The organism is Chitinophaga caseinilytica (assembly GCF_038396765.1).
Lineage (GTDB): Bacteria > Bacteroidota > Bacteroidia > Chitinophagales > Chitinophagaceae > Chitinophaga > Chitinophaga caseinilytica.
Genome location: NZ_CP150096.1, coordinates 908,153 through 933,667 on the forward strand (window position 1 = coordinate 908,153; position 25,515 = coordinate 933,667).

A 25,515-nucleotide genomic window follows, 5' to 3' on the forward strand; every position below is an offset into this window, starting at 1 on the left:
TTTCTTCCGTATCAATCAAGATTCATATCTGATCAAATCCGGATACACCAGCCTATCTATTCAGCATTGCTATCTTTAGCACCGGGAGTCAATTCCCGGGCAAACTCCTCCGGTCGAAAAACATTGCCCGGGGAGAAATCCCCAGGCGTTGTTAATCTGGCATTTGCGTTATTGAAGGAATTCAGGGAAGAAGGTGTCTGCTCTCGTGTTCATCTCGTCATAAAAATGCCGGGGAAGAATCCCCTGGCTTGCACCTACAGTTAACCATTAAAAATTTACAACCCCGTAAAATCTTACACCGATCTGCTAATGAAATGAGCCCGGAGAGGAATCTCCAGACCGGTAATAATGGAAAATGTATGAATTTGACCTATCCTGATAATTTATGCTGCAGGTATGTCTGATAGAATTGCAGCCCGGGATGAATCCCCGGCCGGTTATCACTTGTGTACAGATAACTGCATTTTCAGACATAACCCCATAGTTATTCATGCTGGTTTGTCCCGCCTTTCAAAGAACTTTTTGTGTGGAAACAGCGCCCGGGGAAGAATCCCCAGGCCGTTTTATTCCCATTGGTTGGTTCGTTAATACCCACATGTTAGAACCTTTCAAATCTTTTCCGGTATAGCTTCACCGGTCAATACACATGCGATCGCCCGATCATGCTATTTCAGGTTTTCATCCGGCACAGCTAATTCCATTCATCCCACTTGCCGGCGGTTGCAACATTCTGGAAAGTCCAGGGCCTGAGGAAGAATCCCCACCCCGTTTTAACCCTTTCAAAAGTGTGCATCCATCATGCGTATTCTTTAATTTCTTCATCACCACATCGATCCGCGCCGGCACATTCAATCTTTGATTCCGGTCCTCCCGGAGGTCCGATCGCCCGCCTAACCCTGCGGACAGAACGGAGCACTCCGCAGGAGGGATCCCGGCCCCATTTGCGGATGCAAACGGGCTGTCTGTGAAACCAATCGTTATGAATACACCCATAGCGCATTATGCTATTCCTTTGTCAATCTTATTTGTTGCCCAGTTTCCGGGGCTTTTTACAAGGGCCCGCTTCCGGGCACTTTAATGTGACTTTTCACGATTCCCCAATGAGCGAGGCGCACTTCTTCACATGCGAATCCCAAACCCGTACGTGTTGACAAACGAGTGCGACTGAGATCGCTACTATTTTACCATTACAGCCCCTCTTCCGGAGGCTCGCCCTCAGCACCCAGCCAGATGCCGCGATGCGAACCTCCTTCCAAGGGATCCAATCCCAAAAACGGAACATAATCGAGCGGCAAAGCATTAAACCACTCCCGGAGTTCTCCCCGCAAAGCACAACGAAATGCGCAGGTGCGGAACCTTCCGGCAAAGGATGCCCTATCCCGAATTCGAGACATTTATTGATCGGCAAAGCATCTCACCAAGCCCGATGTTCTCCCCGCACCGCACAACGAAATGTGCCTGGCGGAACCTTTCGGCAAAGGATGCCTTATCCCTCATTCAAAACATTGCCGGCCTTATCCCGGAGCCTTCCCCGCAAGACGCAACGAGATGCGCAGGTGCGGAACCTCCAGGCAGTGAATCACCGTTTCCTTGCACACGCCTTTTCCCAAATATGGTCCAGCGTGCGCCGGTAACCTGCCGGCATAGCACTCCCGTTCTCGCTTACGTACATAAACGAGTGGGCGTACCCGACAAAATCGTTACCTGATCCTGTCAGTAATGAAACAGGCCATTAATCGGCGTCCGGGCCGGAAAACTTGCTACGTGGCGGCTTGGGCAACAACAATCCTCCCTTGCTACGGATGAACCGCTTCCTGATCCGGCCGGATTCCGGTTTTACATTCATGGATTCCGGGTGCTGGAAAGCATTGGAAAAGTCGGTCAGCTCCGGTACAGGAATATCCGCCGGCGGAACCCGATCCCCATAAAACCAGGCACTGGAATATGGATATTCGATCTGATCGCCGCACAACCCGGAATTAACCGGCGCCTGGTGCATGTTTTCCAGCATTTCTCCGGCTGCCGAAAAGCTGGTGATTTCCACCCGGATCTTCTGCTTCTCCCAGAACTGGAATACACGGTCTGCCAGGTGACTCCGGTAAAGCTCCAACGCTCCGGGGTCCGTTGCCCGTAAATCATACTTGATACGCCGGGCGATGTGCCGCAGCAGCGGCTGGCGGACGTTGGCCTTCTCCCAGGGAGGCCGTTGCTGCCACATGGCATGAAACTCGTCTTCCAGCAACACATAACCATACAGCCAAATCCGCTGCTGGGCCACCATGAACGTCAGGCCCTCCATTACGAACTGCTTGTATCGGTCATCGCGCAACAAAGCATGGTCTTTGTAGCAGCAGGCCGTCATCAACTGGACGCAGCCTGGTTGTTTTATAGGGTAAAAATTGCTCATAAACAGATTACAAAAACTTGGGTCCAAACTGGTCAGCAGGTATAAACACCCTGCGTACCTATGTGCTCTCCAACTTATAATAACCAACTGCCCGTCTGGCTCAAAATGCCCTACCACACAGCACCTCGGCATTGATCGGGCGCTTCATCAACAGATGGCAATTCAGGCTACATGTTTTTACATATCCGAATAACTTTATGGTTCTCAATATGTTTGTTCATCATCAGGCGACAAAACCTCCCGCCCAAACCCACCGGCAAGCAATGTCCATCCGTCACCGCCGCAAAACCGGCGCAGGCTCCTATTTGCAGGCACCGGCTGCGCGGCAAAGCCGAAACACCCTGCCACACAGCACGCTGGCACCTAATCGGGCTAACTCATCAATAGATGAAAGGCAAAGCTGACCTGGCTATATGTTTTGATATACATACATGATTTTTATGCGCTCAATAAATATCCACTTTGGGTTTGTGGCAAGACGGGCACCATACCCAAAACCGGCACGCCTGTAGCAACAGGAGCATCCAGCTGTCGGCAGCATTGGCGCCATGGTTGGCTTTCTTTGTTCGGGAACGCTGTATTTGTGTAAGTCCGGCACTTTCCACCGGGGAGAACGATCATCGGGGTTAACGCGTGATCCGTTCCGCTTCAATCATTTTGACTCCTGCATCATCAATTTGATATTTGGTGTGTCAAACAATGCCTGCAATTTAGTCGGAGGAATTGACATATCGATCGTTCATTTTATTCAGTTTATGGGTATGGTATTAATACCTTCGTCCTCCAACATTAGTGTATATTCGAACGTCGTGTAGGAAGTTCCGTCGCTTTTAACGATAATCGATCCTTCCATTTTTTCGATGAAATCTTTACAGATGATCAACGCCAAACCCGCTCCCCTATTACCTTCCCGCGCATACTTGCCCGGCACCTTGTATTCGAAGATGTGATAAATGTCGATATCGGAAATTCCCGAACCACCATTCGTAACGGAAATGACTGCACGCTCTTTCTGTTTCGATGCACGGATACTCACCGCACTCGCCTTCAACGAAAATTTGATCGCATTGTGCAGCAGGTTCCGATGCACGAATTGCATCATCTCCCGGTCCCCCTTCACCTGCATACCCGCCGGGATGGCCATTTCCAGCACCAATCCCTTATCGCGGATATCGGCAGCGTAAAGGTCCAGCACTTCCTGCCACAACTCTTCCAGCGAATACGGCAGCGGGTTGTACTCGAAACCCGTCAACTGCGAACGTATCCAGCTCAGCACCGTTTCGAAAAGTTGCAGCGTATCCGCCGCCATGGCGGCAATCGTGTTGGCGATCTCCTGGTACTGCGCCGGCCGCAGGTCTTTCTGCCGGAAAAGTTCCGCCACGTTGATGATATGGCTCAGCGGCAAACGGAAATCATGTGCGAGGATCGTCAGCAGTTTATTCTTGAAATCGTCGTGATGATGCAGCAGCTGGTTCTTCTCGATCACCATCCGGTTGATCGTACTGATGCGCTTTTTAATGCGTTTGTTCTCCCGTTGCGCACGGTACCAAGTGAACAGCAACATTGCGGAAAGCACCAGGCACACAGCGATGAAAACGAATACCGTGGCCCGGTTGCGGCTTTCCATCCGGTCGTACGTTTCGGTTTGTTCGCGCAACTGTTTATCCAAACGGTAATTGCTCAGTTCCTGGTCGCGCAGGAATGATTCCATGTAATCCTGCTCCTGCCGCGAGCGCAGGTTCTCCTGGTGCGAAGCGATCTCTTCGAGCATGTCGGCGTACTGCAGGGCTTTGACGGGGTCCGACTTTTTGTAGAATTCGTACAGCGCAATGACGGGCTTGATCATGAGTTTCTTGTACCCGCCGGCCGCCGCTGCATCCAGCACGCGCTGCCGGTAAAGGGTAGAATCCGGGAGCTTCGACCATGCCGCGTAAATGACCATCTGCGCGTTCCCGTACAGATCGAGGTAATGCATTTTCTCCGCGCCGGCATGCGCCGTCAGCATCTGAAGTTCCAGCATGGCGGAGTCGAGCTTGTTCTCGCGGACTTTTTCATGCGCGAGGAAAAGGCCGGTGTAAGTGATCATGCGATCGTCGTGATATCGAACGGCGATATCGCGCGCTTTATGCAGCGCCCATCTTGCGGAGTCTGCCTTGGCGGAATCGGAGGAGAAAACGATGTAGTAGTTGGCGAGCATGGTGGTCCAGATAGAATCCTTCAGCAGCCGGCTACCTACGCCCATGGCAGATTCCATGTACTGATGCGCCTGGGGCAGGTTGCCTTCGTAATGATAGTAACCGCCGATGCAGTAGAGCGCGGTGCAAACGCCGGCGGAATCGCCGAGGGTGCGGTACAGGCTGAGGGCTTCGATGTAAAGCCGGTGCGCTACGTTGGAGTTGTTCTGGAAGGTGAAGCAGGCGCCGAGGTTGACGGATGCGTCTGCCAGTCCTTTTTGATAATGGATGCGCCGGGAGAGGTCGCGCGCGCGTTCGGCGTATCGCAGGGCGCTGTCGAGATGGGTGACGAGGTAAATGGCGCTGAGGACGTTGAGCTGATCGTTGTATGCGGTGCTGTCTTTTGTACGGTGCAGTTCGGTTTTGAGGCGTTGGATGAGGGAAGCCTGGGCGAAGGAGCTGAAAGCGGCCAGGCAGCAGCACAAAAGCAGGCAGAGGCCCTTCCGGGAGGGCATCAGGGGGTTTGGGGAGGGAAGAGGGGCGAGGCTGGTCATATTGCTGTGTGTGAACCCGGAGGTGTTTCCGGCCGGTAACATGGCGCTGCTACATATATAATTTACGCAAAATCCGGCTATTTCAATATGCCGTTTGCCGGTCGGATTTTATGTTAACGGTTTGCAAATGCCCTCTCTGTTCAAAAAATGAACAGATTTTTCAATTATTCCGTTGAAAATGAACAGAAATGAACGACCGTCGATCGATTGCAGCTCCGTAATTTACGGCCGTTAACGGAAATGCGTTTCCCCGCGCGATGTTTGCCTGCCGCCAAAGAACTCATCCGGGAGAAGTACTGCCGATACCTTAAAGACATAACGCGCTTTTTAACCAAACCTCCTATAATCATGGAAAACTTGCAAGTTCAAAATTTCGGTTGCCAGGAACTCGACGCAACTACTGCCCAGGAAGTAAACGGGGGCTTCCTTTCCCTCGGCCTTACAAATGTAAACGGTAAAATTACCCTTGGAGCACAACTTGACACCAACGCATTACTGGGTAGCCTTCCCGGCTTGCCCGGCACTGGCGGCGGCCTGCCTGGCCTCGGTGGCCTGGGCGACCTCCTGTCTCCCGTGACCAACCTGCTGAACAGCCTCCTCGGCGGCCTCGGCGGCGGTCTGCTGCGCTAGTCGTACCTGAACCCTGGTGGCGCCCGCGGTACTGGGCGCCACTATTCTTTTTAACCATAAACCTGAACACATGGAAAACTTCAAACTCGAAGAACTGGGCTGCGAAGAACTGACCCAAATCGAAGCCGTAGACACCCAGGGCGGCCTGCTGGACCTTAGCGGCTTGCTGGACGGCCTGCTCGGCGGCATCCTCGGCGGCGGCGAAGGCAACCCCGTAGGCGGTCTCCTTTCCACCGTTACCAACCTCCTCAACAGCCTCCTCGGCGGCCTCGGCGGGATCGTAAGACCCCTCTAATGCTCCGGCGGAGGACCACACTTTCCTCCTAAGCATCACAAGCGGCTGACGCCCCCATGCGCAGCCGCTTTTTCTTTTCTCCCTCCCCCGAATTTACCCGGCCGGCCAGTATCCGATCCCCAGGGAATTACCACAAAATGGTGTGCTTCCCCCTTACGGCCCCGCCGTTCAGCATCCCGTCTTCTTCCAGTCTTTCTCCAACCAATATCCGATCCCAAGCGCATCCTAAAAACGTGTGTGCTTCTCCCTTACAGCCATCGCCGTTCAGTATCCCATCTCCTTCCAGTCTTTCCCCGACCAGCATCGGCCGGCCGCGGGCACCCACCTTAACAGGGCGTTTATCCATCCCCATAAAAATCTTACCGGCCCACGGTCATCCATCCATTCCCCGAAACCTGTATTTTTGCCGCAAACATTATCACATGAGGATCGTCACTTATAACGTCAACGGCCTGCGTTCGGCCATGACCAAAGGATTCACCGAATGGCTCAAAACCGACCCGGCAGACGTGATCTGCCTGCAGGAAGTGAAAGCCCACCGCGATAACGTGGACTATCAGCAGTTCGAAGAGCTCGGCTTCCATGATTACTGGCACCCCGCCCAGAAAAAAGGGTACAGCGGCGTGGCCATCCTCTCCAAATTCAAACCCGACAACGTACAATACGGGAACGGATATATGCAGAGCGACGCCGAAGGAAGGGTGATCCGCGCCGATTATGGCGACCTCACCCTCATCAACGCCTACTTCCCCTCCGGCACCACCGGCGAGGAACGCCAGACCTATAAATACCAGTGGCTCGACGAGTTCTACGAATACCTCCAGCAACTGCGCAAGGAACGCCCGAACCTGGTGGTAGTCGGCGATTACAACATCGCGCACGAGGCGATCGATATCCATAATCCCGTTTCCAACAAGGATTCTTCCGGATTCCTGCCCGAAGAGCGCGCCTGGATGACGAAGCTCCTCAGCAACGGGTTCACAGACAGCTTCCGCGCCATGCACCCCGGGGCCGCCGACCATTACTCCTGGTGGAGCTTCCGCGCCAACGCCCGCGCCAATAACAAAGGATGGCGCATCGATTACATCACCGTTTCCGATCCCCTCCGCCAACGCATCGAAGACGCAGCGATCCGCCCGGATGTGAAACACAGCGACCATTGCCCCGTATACCTCAAACTCAAACAAGCATGATCATATATAACGTCACCACCAAAGTAACGCCCGAAATCCATGCCCGGTGGCTCCAATGGATGCGGGAGGAACACATCCCCACCATCATCGGCACCGGCTTTTTCCATGATTACCGCATGTGCCGCCTGCTGGACCAGGACGATTCCGACGGGCCGACATATACCGTTCAGTACTTCGCAGACACCCTGGAGAACTATAATACCTACATCCAGGAGCACGCTCCGCGCTTGCGGCAGCAGGCTTTTGAGCTGTTCGGGGACCAGTTCGTAGCCTTCAGAACCGTGATGCAGGTGGTATGATCCACATAACTTATCCACAGGTAATCCACTGTTTTCAAAGAGGTGGGTATTTGGCATAAAACTTGGCAGGGACGGGCCTTTCAGCGCAAATAGCATTCAAACTCAATGCAGTAGCGCATTTCAGCAGAACGGGCAAATCGCCGGCTTTCTGTTTTTGCATATCTCAATCTGCTGTAAACGTTACCTGTAGGGTTTTTCAGCCCGTAAAAAAGTTTTGCGGTAATTTGGTAATCTTGTAAAAGGCTTTATATTTGCTCACATCAAACATTTTCTCACTAGTTAAATCTTAACTAACTATGAACAAAGCCGAAGCAGTAGAAGTCATTGCAAAAAACGCCGGTATTACCAAAACCCAGGCCAACGACGCTCTGGACGCATTCACCAAAGCAGTTACCGATACCCTGAAAAAAGGTGGTAAAGTTACCCTGGTAGGCTTTGGTACTTTCTCTGTTAGCAAACGCGCTGCACGTAACGGTAGAAACCCCCAGACTGGCCAGATCATCAAGATCAAGGCTAAGAAAGTGGCTAAATTCAAAGCCGGTAAAGCGCTGTCCGACAAGATCTAACACTTGGCGACCCAACTTTATTAAGCAAGGAACATCAAATGTTTCTTGCTTTTTTTATTTTTGCAGCCGGAAGCCCTCCCACCGGAGGCAACTTCCCCTTATCATTCATCAATAAAAAATCATTCGACCATGGGTAGAGGTGATATCAAAACCAAGAAAGGCAAGATCTCCAACGGATCTTTTGGCAAAAGCCGTCCGGCTAAAACCAAGAAAGCCACTGCTGCTAAAGCCGCCGCTAAGAAAGCTTAATCGCACGCAGACAATAAAAGGGGATACCAGGCAATGCCGCCAAGGCATATGACCGGTATCCCCTTTATTATTTTCACCCCCTGATCAGGGCGCCAATCGCTCGATCTTCCAACTGCCAGCGGGTTCCAGGGTATACAGCAACCTGTCGTGCAGCCGGCTGCTCCGCCCCTGCCAGAACTCCACCATTTCCGGCACCACCAGGTATCCGCCCCAATGTTCCGGGCGATGCGGCGCATGCTGAAGGTATTGCGCTTCCAGGGATTTCACCTTTTCTTCCAGCACTTCCCTCCCCGGTATCACCCGGCTTTGCGGGCTCGCAATCGCCCCGATGCGGCTCCCCACGGGGCGGGAATCGAAGTATTCGTCGCTCACCGCCGGTGCCACTTTCACCACCCGGCCTTCCACCCTCACCTGCCGTTCCAGCTCCTTCCAGAAGAAAAGCAACGTGGCCCGGGGGTTCTCCGCCAGCTCCTGCCCCTTCCGGCTTTCGTAGTTCGTGAAGAACATAAATCCCTTTTCGTCGAAGCTCTTCAACAATACGATCCGCGCAGAAGGCATGCCCTCAGGCGTACAGGTAGCCAGCGTCATGGCATTCGGCTCTTCGATCTCCCCCGCCAGCACCTCCTGCCACCAATGGTCGAACTGCTGCACCGGATGAGCGGCTACTTCCCGCTCGTTGAGCGTGGCGCGGCGATAATCCTGCCGCAGGTCTGCTATCTTCTGATTGATCATTTTCGGCTTCTTTTTTGCAAAATTACGGGATATTGAACCTTCGGAGACTGACGATTGTCTCTATTACTGGTAATTTCCATCAATCCGAAAAAAATACACCATGCATAAACGCCTCTTCATTCCCGCCGCGCTGCTCACCCTGGCCGCCTGCCAATCTGCCCCTAAAAAGGACGGAAACGCCGACAGCACCGCCGTTCCCGCTTCCACCGAACTGCCCGCCACCTGGGCTAAACGCTTCAAAGGCACGCTGGCCGGACAAAACATCACGCTCCTGCTCCAAAAAGCCGGTCAAAACGATTTCCGCGGATGGTACGCCTATGATTCCCATGGCGAGCCCATCGCTTTACGGCCGTTTTACGGCGAAAAAAGGACGGACGACAGCGTGATCGTCAACGAAGGCTACACGGAAACCGACGGTATTTTCCGCGGTACCGTGAGCGCCGACGGGCATTTCAAGGGGAAATGGGTGAACGTGAAAAATACTTTCGACTTCGACCTGGCCGAAAATAACGACAGCGCCGTGATCTTCTCCGTGATCGCCTACGCCGATTCCACCCGGCTGCAGGCCGACAAGCCGAACTCCCCCGTAGCCACGGCTTCCACCTACACCGTCTGGCCCACCGGCGGCGGCGAAAGCGTAGTCGCGTTTTTACAGAAAGCCCTCGGCCCCGGGGTCCCGCAGGGTTCCACACCGGCCTCCCTGCTCAAAAACGGCGTAGACACGTTCTTCACCAATTATAAAAGCAACGCCAAAGACTTCGATTCCACCAGCATGGGCCCCTCCTGGAACTGGAGCACCGAATCGGGCTCGGTAGTAGCCTGGAACCAGTGGCCACTGCTCGCCATCGAAGACTGGACCTACGAATTCACCGGCGGGGCACACGGGAACGGTGGGTCGAACTTCTCCGCCTACGACCTCGCCAAACAGAAAAAACTTACCCTGGCAGACGTTTTCAAACCCAATTACAAACCTGTCGTATCTGCCGCGCTCGGCAAATCGTACTTGAAAAAATACCAGGTGAAATCGCTCGAAGAAGCCGGGCTTTTCGTGAAAAAAATCGAGCCGAACGATAACTTCTTCCTCACTTCCCACGGCGTGGTATTCAGTTATACGCCCTACGAGATCGCCGCCTATGCGATGGGACAAATCACCCTGTTCGTTCCCTGGGCCGACATCAAAACGGTTGTGCAGGAAGGCTACGCACGATAGCTTCCGTTTCGCGGTTTTGTGGTAATTTCGTCCGTAATCTCCGGCATCATGAGAATGTTGATCTGTATGCTTACGGCGCTGGCGCCCCTGTGCGCGTGCCAGTCCGGGCAAAAGAAGCCTGCCGCTTTGGATAGCACCGCCGCCGCCACCGTTGCGGCGGTAAAAGTACCCGTCGCCCATTCCTTTTACAAACAGCTCAAAGGCACATTGGCCGGCCAGCCGGTTACGATGCAGCTCGTCAAATATGCGCCCGGCGATTATGAAGCCTGGTACCTTTATGATAAGGAAGGCGAGCCCATCGGCCTTTCGCTTTCCCGCGAAACGGCAGACAGCCTCATTTTCGCGGAATTCGCAGGGCCGAACGACGAGAACATCTTTCGCGGAACTTTCGACGGATCACAATTCCGCGGCGTCTGGACGGGCAACGAAAAGTCGTTCGAATTCGGGCTGCAGGAAGATATGGACAGCGCCGTTACGTTCGAAACGTATACTTTGTGGGATTCGGCGAAGTTGCGCCCGCACGATGCCTCCTCCCCCATGGCGCAATTCAGTGCGGAGATCGTCTGGCCTTCGGGCGGGGCGGACGCGGCCATCATCACGTTTCTCCGCAAGGCGATGCAGCCGGGTATGAAACCGGGGGACATGCCTTTGCAGGCGTTGAAGGCTTCCGCGCTGGGGTACCTTTCCGGTTACCAGGACAATTCGGAAACCATCGACTCATCCGAGCTCGTAGCCGGATCGGGGGCTACCTGGAACTGGGAGTCGCAGGAGTCGCAAAGCGTGGTATGGAATAAATACCCCTTGCTGGTGATCGCCAATTTCAGTTACGATTACAGCGGCGGCGCGCACGGGAACTACGGCACTACTTTTGACGCATACGACCTCGCCGCGAAGAAAAAGCTCACTGCGAAAGACGTTTTCAAGCCGGGATATAAACCCGTAGTGGGCGCTGCGCTGGAAAAAGCCTTCCGCAAACAGTTCCGCGTGCCGGCAGGGGAACCGCTGGACAAGGGGTTCCTCTTCGAACCGCACATCGTGCCGAACGAAAATTTTTACCCGACCGGTAAGGGGGTCGTTTTTAACTTTATCCCTTACGAAATCGCCGCGTACGCAGTGGGCCAAATCTCGCTGTTCGTACCCTGGAGCGACATCCGCTCCGTCGTACAACCGGCATATTTACCAAAAACATGATCAATCCGCAACAGGAACAATATAATCAACGGTACGAGGAAGTATACGCCCGCCTCAACAGCGCGCAGCGCGAAGCGGTGGACAATACCGAAGGGCCCGTAATGGTGATCGCCGGGCCGGGAACGGGCAAAACCCAGATCCTGGCGTCGCGCATCGGCAAAATCCTCCGCGACACCGACTTCCTTCCCCACAACATTCTCTGCCTCACCTACACCGACGCCGGCACCGTGGCCATGCGCAAGCGGCTCACCGACTTCATCGGGCCAGACGCCTATCGTGTCAACATCCATACTTTCCACTCGTTCTGCAACGAAGTGATCCAGGACAACCTGTCGCTTTTTGAAAAGAACGTGCTCGATCCGATCTCCGATCTCGAAAAGATCCAGCTCCTCAAAACCCTCATCGACGGCTTCTCCAAAGACAATCCGCTCAAACGTTACCGCGGCGACGTGTACTTCGATATGCGCAACCTGGCGAGCCTTTTCTCCACGATGAAACGCGAGGGCTGGACGGTCCCTTTCATCCGCGAACGCGTGGAAGCCTATGTGGAATCCCTGCCCGAACGCACCGAATACATCTATCAACGCAACTCCGGCCGCTTCAAAAAAGGCGACCTGAAGCAAGACAAACTGAACGGGGAACGGGAAAAAATGGCCCGGCTCCTCGCGGCCGTGGAGCAATTCGACGTGTTCCAGCAACTCATGCACAAAGCGAACCGGTACGATTTCGACGACATGATCAACTGGGTGATCCGCGCATTCCGCGAGCATCCCAACCTCCTGCTCGACTATAAAGAACGGTTTCAATATATACTGGTGGACGAATACCAGGATACCAGCGGTACCCAGAACATGCTCATCGGCCTGCTCACTTCCGGCGAGGAAAAGCCGAACGTGTTCGTGGTGGGCGACGACGACCAATCGATCTACCGCTTCCAGGGTGCCAACGTGGAAAACATGGAACAATTCGCCAATGATCACCTCGCGCACGATCTGCGGACGGTGGTGCTGACGCAGAATTACCGTTCCGTGCAGAACATCCTGGACGTGTCGATGTCAGTGATCGCGCATAACGAGGGCTCGCGGCTGGTAGACAAGTTGCCGGGCCTCAGCAAGCAGCTGAAAGCATCCAACGACAAACTGACGCCGCTCAACCTGCCGCCCGTGATCCGCCGGTACAACACCCCCCGCGACGAGATGGCCCACATCACCCTCGAAGTGGAGCGCCTCCTGGGCCGCGGCGTGAACCCGGGGAAAATCGCCGTCATATATAAAGAGAACCGGTACGGCGAAGAACTGGCGCAGTATTTCCGGCTGAAAGGCGTGCCTTTCTTCTCGAAACGCAACCAGAACCTCTTCGAGATCCCTTTCGCCAAAAAAGTTTTACAGATCGTGCGGTACATTGCGCGCGAGCTGGAAACGCCGTACAGCGGAGACGATATCCTCTTCGAGCTCCTGCATTACGATTTTTATAAAGTGCCGCCCATCGAAACGGCGCGCATCAGCATAGAAGTAGCGGAAAAAGGGTACGCAGAAAAATCCTCCATCCGCAAATACCTCCAGGAATGGGTGAACACCCGCAACCCCACGCTGTTTTCGCTCGCCCCGCACGACGAGGCCCTGCGGCTGGGGCGCCTCCTCGAAAAATGGATCGGCGACGCCCATAACATCACCCTGCAACAGCTGTTCTCGTCCATCATCAGCGACGGCGGCATCCTCCAATACATCCTCGCCAGCCCGGAAAAAATCTGGCTCATGAAAGTGCTCCAGGCGCTGTTCGACTTCGTGAAAGACGAAACGCGCCGCCGGCCCGAAATGAACGTGGTAAAACTCATGGAAACCATCGACCTGATGGAATCCAACGGACTGTCGATCCCCCTGATACAAGTCTCAGGCAACGAAAAGGGCGTCAATTTACTGACCGCCCACGGCTCGAAAGGCCTAGAATTCGAATATGTGTTCATCGCCGGGGTGACGTCCAACATCTGGGAAGACAAGAAAAAGATGTCGGGCGGGTTCTCTTTCCCCGACACCGTTTTCACCACCGAAGCCACTTCCACCGACCAGCAGGAGCTGCGCCGGTTGTTTTACGTGGCCATCACCCGCGCCGAAAAACATCTCTATATCAGCTATCCGGAATATAAACAGGACGGCAAACCATTGGTACCCAGTGTGTTCGTGGCCGAAATCCAGCAGGTGCATCAACTCGATGTGGTACCGGTTATCATGGACGATGAAACCATGTTCCATTTCGAGATCCTGCAATACGGCAAGGAACAGGCGCCCGAGATCGAAAAGGTTGACCAGCTGTTTATCGACACGCTGCTGAGCGGGTTTACGATGAACGTGACGGCGTTGAATAATTATCTTCATTGTCCGCTGGCGTTTTTCTACCAGAACCTGCTCCGCGTGCCTTCCGGGCGGTCGGAGAACACGGAATTCGGCTCCGCGGTGCACTTTGCGCTGGAGAAGCTTTTCCAGAAGATGCAGGAAAAGAAGAACGAGTTCCCGCCGAAAGAGGAGTTCGTCAAAGATTTCCGGTACAGCATGCTCCGCAGCCGGGAAGCCTTTACCAAAGAGGCTTTCAACCGGCGGATGGAATACGGGGAAGAGATCCTTTCCAATTATTATGACAAATACCTCCCCGTCTGGAACCGCATCGTGAGCATCGAACGGAATATCCGGAACGTGGTGGTGAACGGCGTTCCGCTGAAAGGGAAGATCGACAAGCTCGAATTCGACGGCAGCAACGTGAACGTGGTCGACTACAAAACCGGGGATTACGAGAAAACGAAGAAGGACTACAAGAAATTCGACCGGCCCAACGATCGCAATCCCAACGGGGGCGACTATTGGCGGCAGGCGGTTTTCTATAAAATCCTCCTCGATAACTATAAGCAGAAGAACTGGCATGTGGTGAGCACCGAGTTCGATTTCGTGGAGCCGAACAAGCAGAAGGAGTATTTCAAGGAGAAGATCGACATCCTCCCCGAAGATATGACGACGGTGAGCCAGCAGATCCGCGACACCTGGGTCCGCATCCAGAACAAGGAGTTTTATACCGGCTGCGGGAAAGACGACTGCAAATGGTGCAACTTCGTGAAAGACAACAAGCTGGAGGTGGCGTTGCACACCCTGGTGGAGGAGGAAGAATAATTAATGGCCAACAAACAGTAAGTTTGCAAATCATAAAAATTCAGCGAAAAGGAATCATGAATCATATAATGCGTGGCTTTTGGATCGTACTCTTGGCTTGCGGCTATCTTTTTTCCGGCTGCGCCAACATCGTGCCGCCCGGCGGCGGGCCGCGGGATACGCTGGCGCCGAGGGTCCTGTCCGTTTCCCCGCCCGATTCCACTCTCAATTTCAATGAACAGCGCGTTACGTTCCGGTTCGATGAATATGTGGAGCTGGACAATGTGCTGGAAAAGCTCATCGTGTCGCCCACGCTGAAGCGCACGCCCGTGATCACCGCCAAGCTGCGCACGGTGACCATGGTGATCAAGGATTCCCTCCAACCCAATACCACTTACACCTTCAACCTGGGAGACGCCGTGAAGGACGTGAACGAGCGCAACCCGATCGAAGATTTCCAGTACGTGGTGTCTACCGGCGATTACCTCGACTCCATCACCCTGTCGGGCACCATCCTCATCGCCGAAACCGGCAAGCCAGACAGTAACGTGGCCGTGATGCTGTATTCCAATATCACGGAAGACTCCGTGGTGTCTAAGGAAAAACCCCTGTACCTGGCCAAAACCAAAGGCAACGGTACGTTCCGGTTCAAGAACCTCAAGCCGGGCACTTACAGGATTTTCGCCCTGAAAGAAGAAAACCGCGATTTCCAATATACGGAAGCCGACGAGCTCATCGCCTATTACGATGCGCCGCTCGACCTGTCGGAAAATATGGCGGACGTGAATATGTCGCTCTTCAAGGAGCCGGATTCGCTCCGGCCGAAATACGATGACCTGACAGTGCCGGAAGAAGCACAGCCGCAACAGGAAGAAAAGAAGAAAGACGACAAGAAGAAACCCAAACTGATCGCGAGCGCCGAGCTCAGCGGCGGGCGCCAGGAACTGGGCGACAGTCTTACCCTGTCTTTCAACTTCCCCATCCGCAGCCTCGATTCTTCCGCCATTTCGCTGCTGGAAGATACGACCCTCCAGCGCGTGCGCTTCGGGCTGACCGTGGCCGATACTACCATGAAGCAGTTCAAAATGTCGTATAACTGGAAACCCGGCAAGCCTTACCAGCTGATCCTCCCCGCCGGTTTCGCCACTGATACCACCGGGCTGCAAACGGCGAAGGCGGATACCGTCCGTTTCGAAGCCAAGCAGCTGGACGATTACGGCACCGTGACCGTGAACCTCAGCGTGAGCGACAGCGCCCGCCACATCCTCCCTGAAAGCGACAGCGGTTACCAGTTCGTGGTGCAGCTGGTGCAGGGCGGAAAGGAAGTGAAATATACCGGCGTGGTGAAAAACGGTAAATGGGAACGCGGGCTCATCCAGCCCGGGGAGTACGAAATCCGCGTGATCGTGGACCGGAACTTCAACGGGCGCTGGGATACGGGCATTTATTACCGCAACCCGAAAAAGCAGCCCGAAACGGTGTTTACCTTTAAAGATCCCATCAACGTTAAAAAGAACTGGACGGTCCCCACTAACGTCAAACTATAGTCAATATCCGTAATTTTGCCGTATGATCTTCTCTTCCGCATTGATAGAAAATGCAGTCAGCGAGTTTGCGCGGCTGCCGGGCGTGGGCAAGAAAACGGCTTTACGGCTGGTGCTGCACCTGCTGAAGCAGGATACGGCCCAGGTGGAACTGTTTGCGGAGGCCATCGCCAAAATGCGCCGGCAGATCAAGTTCTGCACAACCTGCCATAACGTTTCCGACGAAGATACCTGTACCATTTGCGCCAACGCTTCCCGCAACCATAAAGTAGTGTGCGTCGTGGAATCCATCCGCGATGTGATCGCTATTGAAAATACCCAGCAATTCAACGGTGTGTACCATGTGCTGGGGGGCATTATTTCGCCGATCGACGGGATAGGGCCAGACCAGTTGCAGATCCATTCCCTCGTGGAGCGGGTGCAGCGGGACGGGGTGGAAGAGGTCATTATGGCCCTGAGCCCTACCATCGAAGGGGATACGACCATCTATTACTTATCGAAAAAGTTGAAGGATTATCCCGTGAAAGTGACCACCATCGCCCGGGGGATCGCTTTCGGCGGTGAACTGGAATATGCCGACGAAATGACGCTCGCCCGGTCGCTCACCAACCGCCTCCCGCTCGACAACTACCTGCAGCAAGGTAAATAGGGCTTGATTTTTGTGCGTTGAAACGTATATTTGGATAGACAACACCGAGTTTTTAAACCATCCCTCAAAACTGTCTGAACATGTTCAAGATATTTCTGCTTTCCGCACTTTTCCCCTTCCTTTTCGGGAATGTGTATGATTTTAAGGTAGACGCCATCGAAGGCGGCAAGATCGATTTCTCGAAATACAAGGGTAAAAAGATCCTGATCGTCAACACCGCGTCGGCATGCGGGAATACGCCGCAATATGCCGAGCTGGAAAAGCTGTACAAGCAATACCACGGCAAACTGGTGATCGTGGGCTTCCCCGCCAACAACTTCGGCGGCCAGGAACCCGGCTCTAACGCCGAGATCAAGGCATTCTGCACGAAGGAATACGCCGTAACCTTCCCCATGGCGGCGAAAATTTCCGTAAAGGGGTCAGACATCCACCCGATCTACAAATGGCTGACGGAAGAAGCGAAAGCCAAACAGCTCGCCCCGGAAGAGGTGACCTGGAACTTCCAGAAGTACCTGCTGAACGAAAAGGGGGAACTGATCGCCGTTTTCAAACCGCGTACTTCGGTTTTTAGTCCGGAAGTGACCGCCGCGATCGAAGGGAAATAACCAATTATCCCGTATTTTTACCGCCATGTTTTTCGCGGATATCATCGGACAGGAAGCCACGCGCGACCAGATTTTGCATGCGGTTGAGAACAACCGGCTCAGCCACGCCATGATCATGCTGGCCCCCGAAGGTGCGGGCGGGCTGCCCATGGGCCTGGCCTTTGCGCAATACCTCGTATGTGAGGACCGCCAGGGGCACGATTCCTGCGGCCAGTGTTCCGCCTGTGTGAAAGCACGGAAGTATATCCATCCCGACATTCATTTCTCCTACCCCGTCATCCCCCGCAAATCGGGCGACAAACCGGTCAGCACCGATTACGCCGCCGAGTGGCGCGAATTTGTGGCGCAACAGCCGTATGGCAACGCGTACGACTGGTTGCAGTTCATCGGGGCGGAGAACAAACAGGGCAATATTACGGCCCACGAATGCCAGGACATCATCCGGAAACTGAACCTGAAAAGCTTCGAAAGCCCTTTCAAGATATTGCTCATGTGGATGCCGGAATACCTCGGGAACGAGGGCAACCGCCTGCTGAAGCTCATCGAGGAACCGCCGGCCAATACGGTTTTCATCCTCGTGGCGGAAAACCAGGAGCAGATTTTGGCGACCATCCTGTCGAGAACGCAGCTCATCAAGATCAATCCGCTGCCGAAAGAAGAGATCGTGAAAGCCCTCACTCAGCGGAACGCCGTTCCCGAAACGCGCGCCCGCCAGATCGCCACGATCGCGTCGGGGAATTATCGCGAAGCGGTGCAATTGCTCAACCATTCCGACAACGACTACCACGAACTTTTGCGTAACTGGCTGAATGCCATCTTCATGCAAAACAGGGCGGGGCTCCAGGAGTGGGTAGACAATATGGCCAGCGCCAAAATGGGCCGCGAAAACCAGAAGCAGTTCATCCGGTACTTCATCAACGTGCTGGAGCACAGTCTCCGCGTTCAATATATGGACCCCTCGCAGCTCGCTTTCACACAGGAAGAGATCGATTTCGCGGAAAAACTGAAAAAACTGGCCAACCTCGGGCAAATGGGCCAGATTATGGAAGAACTGGACAATGCGTACTATCACATCGAGCGGAATGCTAACGGGAAAATCCTGTTCCACGCGCTCTCCATCAGGCTTCAATACGTCTTTAAGGGCCGTCCGCTGCCTGTTTAGCTGTCAACTATTTAACGTACCTTTGTCCGGCTATTTCCCTATACGCCCTTTTGAATCTGGAAGTTAATATGTACTTTTAGTGACCTGGGGTACCAGGGATCAACATTTTTTAAATTAATAAACCGAATAATATGGCTTGTGCCGGATGTGGTACGGGTGCAGAGGGGAAGCCGACGGGATGCAAGAGCAATGGAGGCTGTAGCAGTGGCGGATGTAACCGCCTCAACGTCTTCGACTGGCTTTCCAATATTCCCTTGAGTGATAGTTTAGCACCATTCGATATTTTAGAAGTAAGTTTTAATAACGGTAGTCGCAAAGATTTCTTCAGAAATTCCACCAAACAACAGTTCGAGAAGGGCGAAATGGTGGCAGTGGAAGGGATCAGCGGTTTTGACGTAGGCATGGTCAACCTCACCGGCGAACTGGTGAAGTTGCAGATGAAGAAGAGACGGGTCGAAGATACGCCCGAAGTGAAAAAGGTACTCCGCCGCGCGTCTAACGACGATATGCACCGCATGTCTGAGAACAAAAACCGTGAGCGGGACGCGCTGATCAAGGCACGCGCCATCGCCCGCAACCTCGGCCTGGAAATGAAGCTCGCAGAAGTGGAAATCCAGGCAGATGGCCGGAAAGCGACGTTCTTCTACACGGCAGACGACCGTGTCGATTTCCGTGAACTTATTAAAGTGTATGCCTCCGAATTCCGTGTGAAGGTGGAAATGCGCCAGATCGGCGCCCGCCAGGAAGCAGGGAAAGTAGGTGGTATCGGCTCTTGCGGCCGCGAATTGTGCTGCTCCACCTGGCTGACCGATTTCAAATCGGTGAACACGACTGCAGCCCGTTACCAAAACCTCTCCATCAACCAGGCGAAGCTTTCCGGCCAGTGCGGCCGTCTGAAATGCTGCCTCAACTACGAACTGGATACCTACCTCGACGCCCTGAAAGATTTCCCCGACGATTGCGATGTGATCGAAACCTCCACAGGCAAAGCCTCGCTGCAGAAAAGGGACATCTTCAAGAACCTGATGTGGTACTCCTATGACAACAGCAACAAACAATACCCCCTCACCATCACCCGTGTGAAGGAAATCCGCCAGCTCAATACCCAGGGCATCCGTCCGGATGAGCTGAAGGCGGTGGAAGTGGTATCGTCCAAGCCGAATAAGGAAGCCGATCTCGGGTTTGCCGACGTGGTAGGCCAGATCAGTCTCCGCTCCCTCGAAAAAGCGTCCCAGAAGCGCAAGGCCAAAAGCCGCGAAAAGCAGAAGGAACAGCAGCAGCAGAAGGAGAACAAAGGCAAGGGTGGCGATCAGAAACCCCGTGAACAACGGCCCGACAATCGCGGCGGAGACCAAAAGCCACGCGAAAACCGCGGAGACCAGAAACCCCGCGAGCCCAGGCCGGACAACCGCGGCGGCGATCAGAAACCCCGTGAACAACGGCCCGATAACCGCGGCGGCGACCAAAAGCCACGCGAAAACCGCGGTGATCAGAAACCTCGCGAACAACGGCCCGACAATCGCGGCGGCGATCAAAAACCCAGGGAACCCCGTGAGCCCCGCGAAAACCGTGGCGACCAGAAACCCAGGGAACCCCGCGAAAACCGCGGCGGCGATCAAAAACCCCGCGAACCTCGTGAGCCCCGTGGCGACCAAAAGCCAAGAGAACCCCGCGAAAACCGCGGCGGAGACCAAAAGCCCGGGGAGCCCCGCGGCGATCAAAAGCCCCGTGAGCCCCGCGAAAACCGCGGTGGGGAACAAAAACCCCGCGAACCGCGCGAGCCCCGTGGCGACCAAAAGCCAAGAGAGCCCCGCGAAAACCGTGGCGGCGATCAAAAGCCCAGGGAACCCCGCGAGCCGAGGCCCGAAAACAATCAATAATTTTCGAGTAACTTCGTATACAAGAGAGACGCATTCCGGTGCGTCTCTCTTTATTGTACCATGATCGGATTCCCACCCCGATATAGCACCTACGCTTCTCTCTCCCACCGCAGCACGGAGGAACGGCTCGTCCTTTTCTGGCTCGCCGCCGAAAGCCTCGAATGGGAAGTAGGCACCGCTACCCCCGATAGCCTCACCGCTTTCACCCACTTCAGCCTTAAATCGTGGAACGAACAGGTCAGCATCGACTTCTCCCAGGAAGAGATCGAACTGTTCAGCGTATCTACCGGCGTGCAGGTCCTCGATTTCGGGCGCAACCGCCAGAACGTGATCCGCCTGCTGAGGGCGCTCCATTCCATCGACGCCGCCATTGCACCGGAAGAACTGGAAGCAGCGATCCTCGAGCGCCGGCACCTCATCCGTCCGGAAGGGGAAACGGTCCACCTCACGCGGAGCCGAAGGGTCGTGAACGGTTTCACGCAGGTGTTCAAGCCGGTGAAAGGCTATTTCGTGACACCGATCCTCATCGTCCTCAACGCCCTCATCTTCCTCATTACCACCAACAAATGGCTGTTCCCGCAAAGCAGCGGCTGGACGCCCGCCGGCGAAGCACTCAACGCCGTGGGCGCCAACTACAAGCCGCTCACGCTCTTCGGTGAGCCATGGAGGCTGGTTTCGGCCGGGTTCCTCCATGCCAACGGCTTCCATCTGTTCTTTAATATGTACGCGGTGATGATGTGCGGCATTTACCTGGAGCCCCTCCTCGGAAGGGCCCGGTTCGCCCTCGTTTATCTCCTCACCGGCATCGGCGGCGCCCTCGCCGGGCTTTGGTGGTACGATATCACGCCTTCCCTCGGCGCATCCGCTTCCGTTTTCGGGCTGTTCGGGTTCATCCTCGCCCTGCTGCTGCATAAATTCATCGAGCCGCGCGAGCGGAAAGCCCTGCTCGTCAGCATCGGGATTTATCTCGTCATGAACCTCGCTTCCATCTTCTTTTCCACCAATTACGACCATGCCGCGCATTTCGGCGGACTGTTCTGCGGATTGCTCATGGGACTTTTATGGCTTCCCGGCCTGCGCCCCACCGCTTCCGCGAACCGGAAAACGGGCTTCACCGTGCTGGGACTGGCCGTTTGCGGGGCCATCTTCTCCGCCGCGTATTTCCTTGCCCCGCGCGATGTGAATGTTTACCTGGAAAAAAGGACCAAAATGGACGAGAATTACCTCATGGCTTCCGGCGCCTATACCGCCCGCACCAACGAGGAAAGGATGAAATGGCTGAAGAATTACGCCATTTATTATATGGACGAAAACCTGCGCATTATGGACGAGGTCGACAAACTCCACCTGGCACAGGATTCCCGCAGGCAGAACCGCATCCTGCGCAAGATTTACACCACGCAGAAACAATTGTTCGTCTGGAATTATAAAACGCTGTCTGAAGGAAAAAACCCCTACGACACGGAGATCCTCCGCGCGCTCAAGCAACTCGACAGCCTCCAGCAGCAGCTGGATTACTAGCGATTACTTCTCTTCCTCGAAATACAATTTGTAGTAATTCATGCTCCGCTCTTCGTCGTAGCCCCGCTCGATCATTTCGCGGTTGCCGTGCACATACACGTGAAAGTTGCGGTCGAGCTTGAGGATGCTTTTGAAGAATTTCTGGCCTTTTTTGAAAGCCGGGTTGCTGATCTCGAATTCGTCGGGCACGTCGAGCTTGTATTCGTCGCGGTAATGATCGCGGTACTCGCGGAAGGCGTCTACGGCATCGGGGTGGCCAAGCACTTCCTCCGCAAATTCCTCCATTTTGAATTCTTCCTTCTCTTTGAAATAGGTGGCGGATTTTTTCAGTAGCTCGATCTGGTCGATCCGGTTCATTTCGAACTCTTCCGGCAGTTTTTTCTGGATGAACTGCTGGCAAAGGTCAACCATCGTTTCGGTTTGATGGTAGCTGTCTGCGCGGCGCTCCACCTGCAGGAACGCGTCTTTCCAGTACACGGCCTCCTGTTTGCTGTTGCTGTCTACGATGCTGACCTTGAACCCTTCTTCCGACTCGATATTGAAAACGAGGCAGCCTTTATCGAGTTTGTTGATGTTGATACCGTCGTCGTAATTCAGTTGGTAGTTTTCGTCGTTGAGGAACACTTTCAGGTAGGTATCGCGGGTTTCCGACTTGAAAATCCCGATCGCTTCCACCTCTTCGCCGTCTACCTGGCATTTCGAGAAATGGGTGATGTACAGTTCCCCGCCCTTGATTTTGGGGTGGGTGGAATGTTTGTAGAGGTGTTTGGCGATGTTGACGGACTGTTCCTGGAAGTTGTCTTTATTTTCGAAGATGAGGCTGCAGTATTTGTACACTTCATTGAGCTGGATATCGGCTTCGTGGGTGAAGCGGAAATATTCGGCCATGTTGGCGAATGGCTGGATGAAGTAGCTGAGGAGCAGGGTGCCGATGGTTTCGTCCTGCAGTTCGAGCGGTTGCTGCGAAAGCACGAGGGGCTCGTCGTTATTGCCGTTGCCCACCTTATGGATCGTGAGCAGTTCCAGGTCTTTGATATCCGATACGTGAATCATACGGGCTGCAAATTAGGGGCATTTCCCATTTTCCGTCAAAAAAATTAATTTACCGGTATGAAACGCCTGATCACTGCGCTATTGACACTGTCTGCCACCGTGGCCCTCGGCCAGAAAGCCCAGATCCCCTACGTTGCCCGCGACCTTACGAAGGAAAACATGTTTTCCACCAATATCGAAGGCCCGAATTTCGACGCCCGTGGCCAGCTGTACGTGGTGAATTTCAAGCACGACGGCACCGTGGGCCTCATCAGCACCGTTACGGGCCGCGGCAATGTGTTCGTGACCCTGCCAGACAGCAGCATCGCCAACAGCATCGTTTTCGACAAGTCCGGGAATATGCTGCTGGCCGACTTTATCGGTCATAACATATTGAAAGTGAACATGAAAACCCGGAATATCAGCGTTTTCTGCCATTCAGACCGTTTCAACCAGCCCAACGATTTCTGCATCAACGGGAAAGGACAACTCTTCGCCTCCGATCCCAACTGGAAAGCCGGTACCGGCCAGATCTGGCGCATCGATACCGATGGCACCCCCACCCTGCTCGATGGCAACATGGGCACTACCAACGGCATCTGCCTGAGTCCCGACGAAAAAACGCTCTACGTCAACGAAAGCGTGCAGCGCAAAATCTGGCAATTCGATATCAGCGCCGAAGGCAATATTTCCAACAAACGCCTTTTCGCCGAGTTCCCCGATTTCGGGTTCGACGGGATGAAGACCGACCGGGAAGGCAATCTTTACGTAACCCGCTACGGCAAAGGCACGATCGTCATGATCACGCCGGAGGGCGAAATCTACCGGGAAATTCCCCTGAAAGGAAAATCCTGCAGCAATCTCGTATTCGGCGGGCACGATGGCCGTACCGTGTACGTGACGCTGCAGGATCGCAAATGCATGGAATACTTCCGTGCGGAGATTCCCGGCAAAGGCTTATAAACCTTTCCGCATGATGGCCATGGCATCTGTATCGCCATAGTGGCCGATCTCGTTTTGAAGCTCGGCCACCAGTTTCGCCTGGATTTTCTGGTATTTCTTCTGACCGTAAAGGTTCTTCATTTCTGAGGGGTCTTTCTTCAGATCGTACAATTCCCAGCTTTCCACACGCTTGTAGAACCGGATGAGCTTGTACCGCTCCGTGCGCACCCCGAAGTGCGGAGACACCGCGTGCTCGCCGTTTTCATAATAATGGTAATACATCGCCCTGCGGGATTTCCCTTTCCCCGAAAGCCTCGGCAGGAAAGATGCGCCCTGCATATCCACGGGAATTTTCGCGCCGGCGGCCTGCAATAACGTAGGCGCAATGTCGAGGTTCATGACGAAATCGTTGTTGACGGAACCGGGCTTCGCGGCGCCGGGGTAACGCATCACCATGGGCGTGCGGAAAGACTCTTCGTACATGAACCGCTTGTCGAACCAGCCGTGCTCCCCGAGATAGAAACCCTGGTCGGACATATAAATCACGATGGTGTTATCCGTAAGCCCGTGGCGGTCGAGGTAAGCGAGCGTGCGGCCGATGTTGCGGTCGAGCGAAAGCGCGGTGCTCATGTAATCGCGCATGTACCGCTGGAATTTCCACTGTGCGAAACCTTCTTCGGTAAAACGGACGGTTTTGAGCCCGTCGGAAATGGGGCCGTAGAAAGCGTCGAACTTCGCGCGCTGTGCGGGGTTCATGCGTTTGATGTTGCCGTCGCGGCTGGCTTCGGCGCTGTCTCCGAACATTTTGAGATCGTAGCCCATGATCATGGATTTCGATACGCTCATTTCCTGAACGGCAGCGGCTTTCCGGCCTTCATATTTATCGGAGAAATTCGCAGGGAGGTTGAACGTCGTGTTTTCGTAGGCGCCCATGTCGGTGGTGTCGGGGATCCAGGTGCGATGGGTGGCTTTGTGGCCGATAACCAAACAGAAAGGCTGTGTGGTATCGCGCCTGTCGAGCCATTTTTCGGCTTCGTCTTCGATGACGTTGGTGACATATCCGTCGAATCTTTTCTTCGATCCGTCCATCATAAGGAAATCCGGGTTGTAATAGGACCCTTGCCCGGGGAGCACCTGCCAGTACGAGAACCCCTGTGGCTGGGTTTCCAGGTGCCACTTCCCGATCCACGCGGTATTGTAGCCGATTTTGCCGAGCTCTTTGATGAAAGTGTTCTGGCTGCCGTCGAACCGGGAATGCTCGTTATCCTTAAACCCGTTGCGGTGGCTGTGCTTGCCCGTCAGGATTACCGCGCGGCTGGGCCCGCAGATGGAATTGGTGACGTAGGCGCGGTTGAATTTCACGCCTTCCCGCGCGATGCGGTCGATGTTGGGCGTTCGTGCATCCTGCCCACCGTAGGCGCCGATGGCCTGGAAGGCGTGGTCGTCGGAAACGATGAGGATGATGTTGGGCTTGCGCTGCGCCATTGCCGTGCCGGAAAGCCCCAGCAACAGGGCCGCAGCGGCAGCCAGTCGTTGTATCTGCATA

21 protein-coding genes are annotated in these 25,515 nt (G+C 54.4%); 16 read left to right on the plus strand and 5 right to left on the minus strand.

Annotation, left to right across the window (positions count from 1 at the left end):
• Positions 1-1,732: 1,732 nt before the first annotated feature.
• Complete coding sequence (locus WJU22_RS03875; protein WP_341841961.1) at positions 1,733-2,407, minus strand: hypothetical protein; 675 nt, start codon at positions 2,405-2,407, stop codon at positions 1,733-1,735.
• Positions 2,408-3,155: 748 nt separating this feature from the next.
• Positions 3,156-5,096 (minus strand): tetratricopeptide repeat-containing sensor histidine kinase, encoded by a 1,941-nt coding sequence (locus WJU22_RS03880; RefSeq protein WP_341841962.1) that lies wholly within the window; start codon positions 5,094-5,096, stop codon positions 3,156-3,158.
• Positions 5,097-5,483: 387 nt separating this feature from the next.
• Here WJU22_RS03880 and WJU22_RS03885 point away from each other — a divergent pair, with 387 nt between their 5' ends.
• From WJU22_RS03885 to WJU22_RS03910, 6 genes are all read left to right on the plus strand, one after another.
• Positions 5,484-5,765, plus strand: coding sequence for a hypothetical protein (locus WJU22_RS03885; protein WP_341841963.1), 282 nt, complete (start codon positions 5,484-5,486; stop codon positions 5,763-5,765).
• A 70-nt stretch (positions 5,766-5,835) separates the two neighbouring features.
• Positions 5,836-6,060, plus strand: a complete 225-nt coding sequence (locus WJU22_RS03890; protein ID WP_126244671.1) for a hypothetical protein — start codon at positions 5,836-5,838, stop codon at positions 6,058-6,060.
• Positions 6,061-6,482: 422 nt separating this feature from the next.
• Positions 6,483-7,253 carry an exodeoxyribonuclease III gene (locus WJU22_RS03895; RefSeq protein WP_341841964.1) on the plus strand — a complete coding sequence of 257 codons (771 nt, stop codon included), beginning with the start codon at positions 6,483-6,485 and terminating at the stop codon, positions 7,251-7,253.
• Positions 7,250-7,552: a DUF4286 family protein gene (locus WJU22_RS03900; RefSeq protein ID WP_341841965.1), complete on the plus strand. Its 303-nt coding sequence runs from the start codon at positions 7,250-7,252 to the stop codon at positions 7,550-7,552. Before WJU22_RS03895 ends, WJU22_RS03900 begins: the two co-directional genes overlap by 4 nt.
• Before the next feature lie 296 nt (positions 7,553-7,848).
• Positions 7,849-8,118 (plus strand): HU family DNA-binding protein, encoded by a 270-nt coding sequence (locus WJU22_RS03905; protein WP_126244677.1) that lies wholly within the window; start codon positions 7,849-7,851, stop codon positions 8,116-8,118.
• A gap of 129 nt (positions 8,119-8,247) precedes the next feature.
• Positions 8,248-8,367 carry a 30S ribosomal protein THX gene (locus WJU22_RS03910; protein WP_126244800.1) on the plus strand — a complete coding sequence of 40 codons (120 nt, stop codon included), beginning with the start codon at positions 8,248-8,250 and terminating at the stop codon, positions 8,365-8,367.
• 84 nt (positions 8,368-8,451) lie between these two features.
• Here the strand turns inward: WJU22_RS03910 and pdxH are convergent, their stop codons facing one another.
• Positions 8,452-9,099, minus strand: a complete 648-nt coding sequence (gene pdxH, locus WJU22_RS03915) for a pyridoxamine 5'-phosphate oxidase (RefSeq protein ID WP_341841966.1) — start codon at positions 9,097-9,099, stop codon at positions 8,452-8,454.
• Between the two features lie 100 nt (positions 9,100-9,199).
• On the opposite strand from pdxH, the gene WJU22_RS03920 reads away from it, so the two are divergent.
• From WJU22_RS03920 to WJU22_RS03960, 9 genes are all read left to right on the plus strand, one after another.
• Positions 9,200-10,309, plus strand: a complete 1,110-nt coding sequence (locus WJU22_RS03920) for a DUF3298 and DUF4163 domain-containing protein (RefSeq protein WP_341841967.1) — start codon at positions 9,200-9,202, stop codon at positions 10,307-10,309.
• Positions 10,310-10,357: 48 nt separating this feature from the next.
• A complete protein-coding gene (locus WJU22_RS03925; RefSeq protein ID WP_341841968.1) occupies positions 10,358-11,500 on the plus strand; it encodes a DUF3298 and DUF4163 domain-containing protein in 1,143 nt (380 codons plus the stop codon).
• Positions 11,497-14,655: an ATP-dependent DNA helicase gene (locus WJU22_RS03930; protein ID WP_341841969.1), complete on the plus strand. Its 3,159-nt coding sequence runs from the start codon at positions 11,497-11,499 to the stop codon at positions 14,653-14,655. Before WJU22_RS03925 ends, WJU22_RS03930 begins: the two co-directional genes overlap by 4 nt.
• 56 nt (positions 14,656-14,711) lie before the next feature.
• Positions 14,712-16,181 (plus strand): Ig-like domain-containing domain, encoded by a 1,470-nt coding sequence (locus WJU22_RS03935; RefSeq protein ID WP_341841970.1) that lies wholly within the window; start codon positions 14,712-14,714, stop codon positions 16,179-16,181.
• A gap of 22 nt (positions 16,182-16,203) precedes the next feature.
• Positions 16,204-16,827, plus strand: a complete 624-nt coding sequence (gene recR, locus WJU22_RS03940) for a recombination mediator RecR (RefSeq protein ID WP_341841971.1) — start codon at positions 16,204-16,206, stop codon at positions 16,825-16,827.
• A gap of 80 nt (positions 16,828-16,907) precedes the next feature.
• Positions 16,908-17,432, plus strand: coding sequence for a glutathione peroxidase (locus WJU22_RS03945; protein WP_341841972.1), 525 nt, complete (start codon positions 16,908-16,910; stop codon positions 17,430-17,432).
• A 25-nt stretch (positions 17,433-17,457) separates the two neighbouring features.
• Complete coding sequence (locus WJU22_RS03950) at positions 17,458-18,594, plus strand: hypothetical protein (protein ID WP_341841973.1); 1,137 nt, start codon at positions 17,458-17,460, stop codon at positions 18,592-18,594.
• Between the two features lie 254 nt (positions 18,595-18,848).
• Positions 18,849-20,474: a regulatory iron-sulfur-containing complex subunit RicT gene (gene ricT, locus WJU22_RS03955; RefSeq protein WP_341841974.1), complete on the plus strand. Its 1,626-nt coding sequence runs from the start codon at positions 18,849-18,851 to the stop codon at positions 20,472-20,474.
• Positions 20,475-20,534: 60 nt separating this feature from the next.
• A complete protein-coding gene (locus WJU22_RS03960; protein WP_341841975.1) occupies positions 20,535-21,995 on the plus strand; it encodes a rhomboid family intramembrane serine protease in 1,461 nt (486 codons plus the stop codon).
• Positions 21,996-21,998: 3 nt separating this feature from the next.
• Here the strand turns inward: WJU22_RS03960 and WJU22_RS03965 are convergent, their stop codons facing one another.
• Positions 21,999-23,048: a nucleoid-associated protein gene (locus WJU22_RS03965; RefSeq protein WP_341841976.1), complete on the minus strand. Its 1,050-nt coding sequence runs from the start codon at positions 23,046-23,048 to the stop codon at positions 21,999-22,001.
• 57 nt (positions 23,049-23,105) lie between these two features.
• On the opposite strand from WJU22_RS03965, the gene WJU22_RS03970 reads away from it, so the two are divergent.
• Positions 23,106-23,990: an SMP-30/gluconolactonase/LRE family protein gene (locus WJU22_RS03970; protein ID WP_341841977.1), complete on the plus strand. Its 885-nt coding sequence runs from the start codon at positions 23,106-23,108 to the stop codon at positions 23,988-23,990.
• Here WJU22_RS03970 and WJU22_RS03975 read toward each other — a convergent pair.
• Positions 23,985-25,514 (minus strand): sulfatase, encoded by a 1,530-nt coding sequence (locus WJU22_RS03975; protein ID WP_341841978.1) that lies wholly within the window; start codon positions 25,512-25,514, stop codon positions 23,985-23,987. The two genes, WJU22_RS03970 and WJU22_RS03975, sit on opposite strands and share 6 nt — an antisense overlap.
• Position 25,515: the final 1 nt, after the last annotated feature.

What these genes read in the sequence shown, in the direction of transcription:
- WJU22_RS03875 (WP_341841961.1), bottom strand. Translation starts at nt 2,407, where the DNA reads ATGAGCAATTTTTACCCTATAAAACAACCAGGCTGCGTCCAGTTGATG.
- WJU22_RS03880 (WP_341841962.1), bottom strand. Translation starts at nt 5,096, where the DNA reads ATGCCCTCCCGGAAGGGCCTCTGCCTGCTTTTGTGCTGCTGCCTGGCC.
- WJU22_RS03885 (WP_341841963.1), top strand. Translation starts at nt 5,484, where the DNA reads ATGGAAAACTTGCAAGTTCAAAATTTCGGTTGCCAGGAACTCGACGCA.
- WJU22_RS03890 (WP_126244671.1), top strand. Translation starts at nt 5,836, where the DNA reads ATGGAAAACTTCAAACTCGAAGAACTGGGCTGCGAAGAACTGACCCAA.
- WJU22_RS03895 (WP_341841964.1), top strand. Translation starts at nt 6,483, where the DNA reads ATGAGGATCGTCACTTATAACGTCAACGGCCTGCGTTCGGCCATGACC.
- WJU22_RS03900 (WP_341841965.1), top strand. Translation starts at nt 7,250, where the DNA reads ATGATCATATATAACGTCACCACCAAAGTAACGCCCGAAATCCATGCC.
- WJU22_RS03905 (WP_126244677.1), top strand. Translation starts at nt 7,849, where the DNA reads ATGAACAAAGCCGAAGCAGTAGAAGTCATTGCAAAAAACGCCGGTATT.
- WJU22_RS03910 (WP_126244800.1), top strand. Translation starts at nt 8,248, where the DNA reads ATGGGTAGAGGTGATATCAAAACCAAGAAAGGCAAGATCTCCAACGGA.
- pdxH (WP_341841966.1), bottom strand. Translation starts at nt 9,099, where the DNA reads ATGATCAATCAGAAGATAGCAGACCTGCGGCAGGATTATCGCCGCGCC.
- WJU22_RS03920 (WP_341841967.1), top strand. Translation starts at nt 9,200, where the DNA reads ATGCATAAACGCCTCTTCATTCCCGCCGCGCTGCTCACCCTGGCCGCC.
- WJU22_RS03925 (WP_341841968.1), top strand. Translation starts at nt 10,358, where the DNA reads ATGAGAATGTTGATCTGTATGCTTACGGCGCTGGCGCCCCTGTGCGCG.
- WJU22_RS03930 (WP_341841969.1), top strand. Translation starts at nt 11,497, where the DNA reads ATGATCAATCCGCAACAGGAACAATATAATCAACGGTACGAGGAAGTA.
- WJU22_RS03935 (WP_341841970.1), top strand. Translation starts at nt 14,712, where the DNA reads ATGAATCATATAATGCGTGGCTTTTGGATCGTACTCTTGGCTTGCGGC.
- recR (WP_341841971.1), top strand. Translation starts at nt 16,204, where the DNA reads ATGATCTTCTCTTCCGCATTGATAGAAAATGCAGTCAGCGAGTTTGCG.
- WJU22_RS03945 (WP_341841972.1), top strand. Translation starts at nt 16,908, where the DNA reads ATGTTCAAGATATTTCTGCTTTCCGCACTTTTCCCCTTCCTTTTCGGG.
- WJU22_RS03950 (WP_341841973.1), top strand. Translation starts at nt 17,458, where the DNA reads ATGTTTTTCGCGGATATCATCGGACAGGAAGCCACGCGCGACCAGATT.
- WJU22_RS03960 (WP_341841975.1), top strand. Translation starts at nt 20,535, where the DNA reads ATGATCGGATTCCCACCCCGATATAGCACCTACGCTTCTCTCTCCCAC.
- WJU22_RS03965 (WP_341841976.1), bottom strand. Translation starts at nt 23,048, where the DNA reads ATGATTCACGTATCGGATATCAAAGACCTGGAACTGCTCACGATCCAT.
- WJU22_RS03970 (WP_341841977.1), top strand. Translation starts at nt 23,106, where the DNA reads ATGAAACGCCTGATCACTGCGCTATTGACACTGTCTGCCACCGTGGCC.
- WJU22_RS03975 (WP_341841978.1), bottom strand. Translation starts at nt 25,514, where the DNA reads ATGCAGATACAACGACTGGCTGCCGCTGCGGCCCTGTTGCTGGGGCTT.